Source organism: Streptomyces sp. NPDC006265 (genome assembly GCF_040613555.1).
Taxonomy (GTDB): domain Bacteria; phylum Actinomycetota; class Actinomycetes; order Streptomycetales; family Streptomycetaceae; genus Streptomyces.
On sequence record NZ_JBEXSH010000502.1, the window covers coordinates 1 to 6,573 of the forward strand.

At 69.1% G+C, this 6,573-nt stretch carries 4 protein-coding genes and 2 pseudogenes; 2 read left to right on the top strand and 4 right to left on the bottom strand.

Annotated elements, in window-relative coordinates; genetic code table 11:
• Both ABZ281_RS31820 and pflA read left to right on the top strand, forming a co-directional pair.
• A partial coding sequence (locus tag ABZ281_RS31820; protein WP_356661110.1) for a glycine radical domain-containing protein occupies positions 1-470 on the top strand: 470 nt, incomplete at its 5' end.
• Positions 467-1,209: pseudogene (gene pflA / locus ABZ281_RS31825) on the top strand (pyruvate formate-lyase-activating protein). The gene ABZ281_RS31820 and the pseudogene pflA, both read left to right, overlap by 4 nt.
• A 98-nt stretch (positions 1,210-1,307) precedes the next feature.
• Here the strand turns inward: pflA and ABZ281_RS31830 are convergent.
• The 4 genes and pseudogenes from ABZ281_RS31830 to ABZ281_RS31845 form a co-directional block, all read right to left on the bottom strand.
• Positions 1,308-1,688: a hypothetical protein gene (locus ABZ281_RS31830; protein ID WP_356661112.1), complete on the bottom strand. Its 381-nt coding sequence runs from the start codon at positions 1,686-1,688 to the stop codon at positions 1,308-1,310.
• A complete protein-coding gene (locus tag ABZ281_RS31835) occupies positions 1,685-2,350 on the bottom strand; it encodes a DUF4389 domain-containing protein (RefSeq protein WP_356661114.1) in 666 nt (221 codons plus the stop codon). The genes ABZ281_RS31830 and ABZ281_RS31835 overlap by 4 nt, the downstream gene beginning before the upstream one ends.
• 245 nt (positions 2,351-2,595) lie before the next feature.
• On the bottom strand, positions 2,596-5,259 hold the full coding sequence (adhE, locus tag ABZ281_RS31840) for a bifunctional acetaldehyde-CoA/alcohol dehydrogenase (RefSeq protein WP_356661116.1): 2,664 nt from the start codon (positions 5,257-5,259) through the stop codon (positions 2,596-2,598).
• A gap of 228 nt (positions 5,260-5,487) precedes the next feature.
• Positions 5,488-6,248 (bottom strand): annotated as a pseudogene (locus tag ABZ281_RS31845) (CBS domain-containing protein).
• Between the last annotated feature and the right edge of the window lie 325 nt (positions 6,249-6,573).

Here is a 6,573-nt window from a genome sequence, read left to right on the forward strand (position 1 = left end):
ACACACAGTCGGTGCTGACCATCACCTCCAACGTCGTCTACGGAAAGCACACCGGCAACACCCCCGACGGTCGGCGCGCGGGCGCCCCGTTCGCGCCCGGCGCCAACCCGATGAACGGCCGCGACCGGCACGGAGTGGCAGCCTCGGCCCTCTCGGTGGCCAAGCTCCCGTACGAGCAGGCCAGGGATGGCATCTCGCTGACCACGACGATCACGCCCGAGGGACTGGGACACGACCCGGCCGAGCGCGCGGGGCATCTGGTCGGCATCCTGGATGCCTACATGGCCTCCGGCGGGTTCCACATGAACGTCAACGTCCTGGACCGGGCGACGCTCGAGGACGCCATGGAACACCCCGGGAAATACCCGGAGTTGACGGTCCGAGTCTCGGGCTATGCCGTCAACTTCGTCCGCCTGACCCGCGAGCAGCAGCTCGACGTGATCAGCCGCACCTTCCACGGGTCGCTGTGACCACCACGGTCGAGCCGGTGACGGGCCGGGTCCACGGGACCTGTCCACGGGAGTGGACGGTCCCGGGACCCGGTTCGTGCTGTTCCTCAGCGGCTGCCCGCTGCGCTGCCTGTACTGCGCCAACCCCGACACCTGGCACATGCGCGACGGCAAGCAGACCACCGTCGACGAGGTGATGGCCGAGATCGAGAAGTACCGGCCCTTCATCACCACCGCCGGCGGGGGAGTGACCCTCACCGGAGGAGAAGCCTTGCTGCAGCCCGCGTTCACCGCCGGGATCTTCCGCCGCTGCCAGGAGCTCGGTCTGCACACGACCCTCGACACCTCCGGCTTCCTCGGCACCCGCGCGACCGACGACCTCCTCGCCGACACCGACCTCGTCCTGCTGGACATCAAGTCCTTCGACGTCCGCACCTACCGGAAGCTGACCGGAGGAGACCTCGCCCCGACCCTCAACTTCGCCACCCGCCTGGACCGGCTCGGCGTCCCGGTATGGATCCGCTACGTCCTCGTGCCCGGCTGGACCGACGACCCAGCGGCCATCGACGGGCTCGGCGCCTTCCTCGCCGGGATGGGCAACGTCGACCGGGTGGACGTCCTGCCCTTTCACAAGCTCGGCGCCCACAAGTACGACGCCCTGAGCATCCCCTTCCCCCTGCGCGCCACACCCGGGCCGGATCCGGAGCTGACGGAGCGGGTGCGCGAGCAGTTCCGGGAGCACGGCCTGCGGGCGTCGTGAATGCGTGGCACATGAGGGATGAGCGAGATACACGAACCCGAAGAGCCCGGCCCGGAGTCATCCGGCCGGAGCTCTGGAGCGCCAGGTCCTGGTCGACCTCAGTAGACGGACGCGGGCCAAGTGCAGGCCACGGCCACGATGACGCCCACGTCCAGCAGCACGCCGACGCTGAGCCACGGGTCGAACCACACCGCCTTGAGGGCAAGCCCACCGGCGGCGGCGACGAGAGCTGCTGTGGGCCACCAGGCGCTGCTCGCGAGCGCCCCGGCGCCGGCGATGACGTAGACGACGGCTGTGTACCAGGCCATCGCCAGGGCCATGGCACGGGCAGGGGTGGGCGAGACGTGGGCGGCGGCAAGGGCCCACGAGTGCCCGGGGTCGAACGGGGACGGCTTGTCGGGCTGCTGCGGCACCGTCCACACGCCCACGTGCAGCAGCCCGTGCACGATCAGAAACGCCGCCGCCAGAAAGGCGGTCACGACAGCACCTCCGGTTCGCTCGGTTCCACGCCCCCCATGTCGAGCCGGAACGGCGGATACGTGTCGGTCATCAAGGTGGCGTAAGCAGCGACCCGAAGCACCCACCGGTTGAGACCGAGGACCAGGTCGAACAGCCCTTTCGGATACTTCTCGGTGAAGGTCAGGATCACGGCGGCGATCACCACCAGCACGGCTACGAGACCGCCGTCCCACCAGCCGAGAGGCCAGCCGCCAAGGAAGAACCCGACGACTATGTAGTGTGGGACGGCCAGCAGCCACCACTTCACCAGGACCAGCCCCCGGGACAACCGGGCGGGGTAGGCAACGTCCAGCCGCGCCGGATAGTCGGGCTCCTCACCCAGGCTGAACGGCGGATATCGGTCGGTGCCCAGGGCGCCGTACGAGTAGTAGGCGACCCGCCAACTCCAGCGGAGCACACCCAGGTTGAAGTCGAACAGCGGGCGCGGGTAGCGCTCGGTGAACAGGATGCTGAAGAACGCGATCATGCTCACCACGCTGAAGGCGATCCAGAGGAAGAACAGCACCACGTAGTGGGGAATGACCAGGATCCACTTGACCAGCCACATCCACCGGGACAGTGGCGCGTCCAGCACCGCGCTCACCCGGACCGGACGGTCGGGTGTTCCAGCCAGGGTCGTCATGGCGATCAACTCCTTCGGCCCGGCGGGCGCCGGCCGCAGAACCGGCCCATGACCAGCATGGCCATCGATCCAGCCCCGTAGGGAGGGCCGGCCGGGCCCCCCGGGAGGCCATCGGTCCCGGCAGCGCCTCTCACCGGCATGCGGGTGAGTACGTGTAGCGCCCCTGACGCCGGAGCCACCCCCGGATCGGGTCCAACCCGGGTGCCACTTCGAAAGACACAATCCGGCGCCGGCCGTCGGTGGGCCTAATCGCCAGGTATGCCGACCGGGCCGTAGTAGGCGGCTCGCATGAGTTGCCGCATGTCGTCGAGCATCGGCATCCGCGGGTTCGCCGGCGCGCACTGGTCCTCGTAGGCGTTGAGGGCCTGCTGGGGCAGGGCGTCGAGGAACGCGCGCTCGTCGACGCCGAGGGACCGGAACGACGGCTCGATGCCCACGGCCTCGCGCAGCCGCTCCACGGCTGACGCGAGGGATTCCACACCCTCCAGTGGGGTGGAGGCGGGCAGGCCGAGGGTGCGGGCGATGTCCTGGAAGCGTTCGGGTGCGCGGTAGTTCTCGTACTTGGGCCAACCGGTGAGCTTGGTCGGGATCGTGCCGTTGTAGCGGATGACGTGCGGCAGCAGGACCGCGTTGGTGCGGCCGTGCGCGATGTGGAAGGTGGCGCCGAGGGTGTGGGACATCGCGTGGACGATGCCAAGGAAGGCGTTGCCGAAGGCCATACCCGCGATGGTGCCGGCGTTGTGCATCTTCTCCCGCGCCTCGGGCAGTCCGGCGCGATCGTTCACTGCTGCTTCGATGTTGTCGAAGATCAGGCGGATCGCATGGAGCGCGAGGCCGTCGGTGAAGTCGTTGGCGTAGACGGATACGTACGCCTCGATGGCGTGGGTGAGGGCGTCGAAGCCGCTGTCGGCCGCCAGGGCTGGGGGGAGGGCCGTGGTGAGCAGCGGGTCGATGATCGCCACGCTGGGGGTGAGCGCGTAGTCGGCCAAGGGGTACTTTTTGCCGGTGGCCGGGTCGGAGATGACCGCGAAGGGGGTGACCTCGGCGCCGGTGCCCGATGTGGTGGGTACGCACACCAGGCGGGCCTGGCTGCCCAGCGTCGGGAAGCGGAAGGCGCGCTTGCGGATGTCGGAGAACTTGTGCCGCATGTCGGCGAAGTCGATGTCGGGCTGTTCGTACAGCAGCCACATCACCTTCGCCGCGTCCATCGGGGAACCGCCGCCCAGGGCGATGATCGTGTCCGGGCGGAAGTCCCGCATCAGGCGGGCGCCGCGCTGGACGGAGTCGATGCTCGGCTCGGGCTCGACGTTGTCGATGACCTGTACGGTCACCGGCTCGCGGCGCCGCTGCAGAACACGGTTGACGCGGTCGACGAAGCCGAGGCGGGTCATGGTGGCGTCGGTGACCACCGTGACGCGGTGCACGTCCGGCATGGACGTGAGGTAGCGGATGGCCTGCGGCTCGAAGTAGATCTTCGGGGGGACCTTGAACCACTGCAGGTTGTTGCGGCGGGTGGAGACCCGCTTGACGTTCAGCAGCTGGGCGGCGGAGACGTTGTTGGACACCGACGTACTGCCCCACGAGCCGCAGCCCAGGGTCAGCGACGGCAGCAGGCCGTTGTAGATGCCGCCGATCGCCCCTTGTGAGGAAGGGGCGTTGACGATGATCCGTACCGTCTTCATGCGGTGGCCGTACGCTTCCGCGAGCGTGGGGTCCTCGGTATGGATGACGGCGCTGTGGCCCTGTCCGTGGAAGGCGACCATGTCGGCGGCCAGGTCGAAGCCCTGCTGCTCGGAGCCGGCGCGCAACACGGCGAGGACGGGGCAGAGCTTCTCGCGGGTCAGCGGCTCGTCCGGGCCGACCCGCTCGGCCTCGACCAGGATGAGCGTGGTGTCGGCGGGAACAGTGAAGCCTGCCTGCTCGGCGATCCAGGCGGGACTCTGCCCGACGGCCGCGGAGTTGACCTTCGGCTCGCAGCCACCGCCCGCGTCCTTGCCGGTCGGGAAGAGGAAGGTCTCCAGCCTCGCCTTCTCCTCGGCCGTCGCCACGTAGGCGTGCAGCGCGCGGAACTCGGCAAGGGCGGCGTCGTAGATCTCCTCGTCGAGAATGACGGCCTGCTCGGAAGCACAGATCATCCCGTTGTCGAACGACTTCGACAACACCAGGTCGTTGACGGCCCGGCGCAGCTTCGCGCTCTTGTGCACGTAGGCGGGCACATTGCCGGCCCCCACGCCAAGGGCGGGCTTTCCGGCCGAGTAGGCGGCCTTGACCATGGCGTTGCCGCCGGTGGCGAGGATCAGCGCAACGCCCGGGTGGTGCATGAGCGTGCCGGTGGCCTCGACCGATGGAGTCTCGATCCACTGGATGCAGTGCTCAGGGGCGCCCGCGGCGACAGCTGCGTCCCGTACGATCCGGGCTGCCTCGGCGCTGCATCGCTGGGCGGAGGGGTGGAAGGCGAAGACGACCGGGTTGCGGGTCTTGAGCGCCATCAACGCCTTGAAGATCGTGGTGGAGGTCGGATTGGTGACGGGCGTGATCGCGCACACCACACCGACCGGCTCAGCGATCTCGACCATGTCCTCGATGTCGTCGCGGGCGATCACGCCGACCGTCTTCATATGGCCCATGCTGTGCGTGACGTGTTCGCACGCGAACATGTTCTTGGCCGCCTTGTCCTCGAACGTGCCGCGTCCGGTTTCGTCCACCGCCAGACGGGCCAGCGCGGTGTGCTGGTCCAGCGCGGCAACCGAAGCCTTCTTCACGATGTGGTCGACCTGCTCCTGATCGAGGACCTCGGAGTCGGCCAGGGCCTTGAGCGCGTTCGTGACCAGCCGGTCGACGGCGACGGCGATGTCCGACGGCACCTCGGCGGGGGCGGCGGCCGCAGTACGTTCGTCGTGGCAGGTCATGGGTGTGCCTCCGTGGTCGAGGTGAAGCCGCGCAGTCGGCGACTTGTACGAGAGCAGCGCCCGGGGATCGCAGCCGCTCCACCACCAGCGTCTCTTCGACACCGCTCCACTGAGCAGGTCCGCCAGGTCCCCGGCCGGCGTCCGACCGGCTCCGGCTACCCGGGCCGGATGGCCCCCCGCGGCACTCAGATCCGCCGGACGACGCCGGGAGGCCCCGGCCGGCCAGGTTCAGGTGGTGAGCAGCCAGGTGTTGGCCAGTGCACGCGAGGGGTGCTGCTCGGGCGGACGAGCCTCGTCCATGCGGAACGTCAGGCTGTTCACGACGCCGACCACTGCGTCCACCCGCCACGTCAGCTGGATGGCGAGGGGGATGTCGCCGCGCCGCTCCAGCTGGCCCTCCAGCATGACCATGCCGTCCCGAACCGAGACGATCACCGTGTGGGGCGGCAGGCACATGGCGCGCGTGAGGACGTCGTCGGTCACGTCCCGGTGGATCTCCTCATCCGTCCGTAGGAAGACCCGCAGCAGGTCGCGCCGGGTGACGATGCCGATCAGTCGGTCTTCCTCGTCCACCACGGGAAGCAGGTCGACGTGGTGGCGTTCCATGACGCGTGCGGCGTCCGCGACGCGTTGTTCGGGATGCACGGTGATGGCGGGCGTCGTCCTCAGCTCTCCGGCTATCGTGACCCCGGCCGCCGTGGTCGTGTGACGGGCGGAGCGGCGCAACGCAGGCCTACGAAACCGCTGTACGCGGCCACGGGCGGACCGGGCTGCCTGGAAGCGGATCAAGTCGGTCTCTGAGATCACACCGACGACCTTGTCGTCGTGGTCCACCACGGGCAGGCCCCGACGACCTTGTCGTCGTGGTCCACCACGGGCAGGCCGCTGATGTGGTGCCGGTCCAGCAGTCGTGCCACGTGCTTGAAAGACGTCTCCCGGCGCGCTTGGACGACCTCGCTGGTCATCATCTCGCCGACAGTGCGGGGCATCACGCCAACCCTTCCGACTTCCACCGTGCGCAAGAGGAGTGCGACGGATGCTGTGCCGGGACGCCTGCCGACGTGGGTCCTGTGGGGCGCGGCGTCTGCGACGGCATCGGGGCCGGGACGCACGGGCTTTGTCGGTCGAGGGGTCGTTACCGTCCCTGAGGGCGGTCGGTCCCGGGGGAGCCGGCCCCTGATGCTCCTTCAGCGTCCCGCACGACGAGCTGCCGGGGCAGGGCCGCTCGTCCCGACGGCGGAGGGCTGAATGCCCCAAATAGCCGGGCCGCACGTACGGGACCCTGCCACATCCCGGCCAACCCCAGCCCCTCCC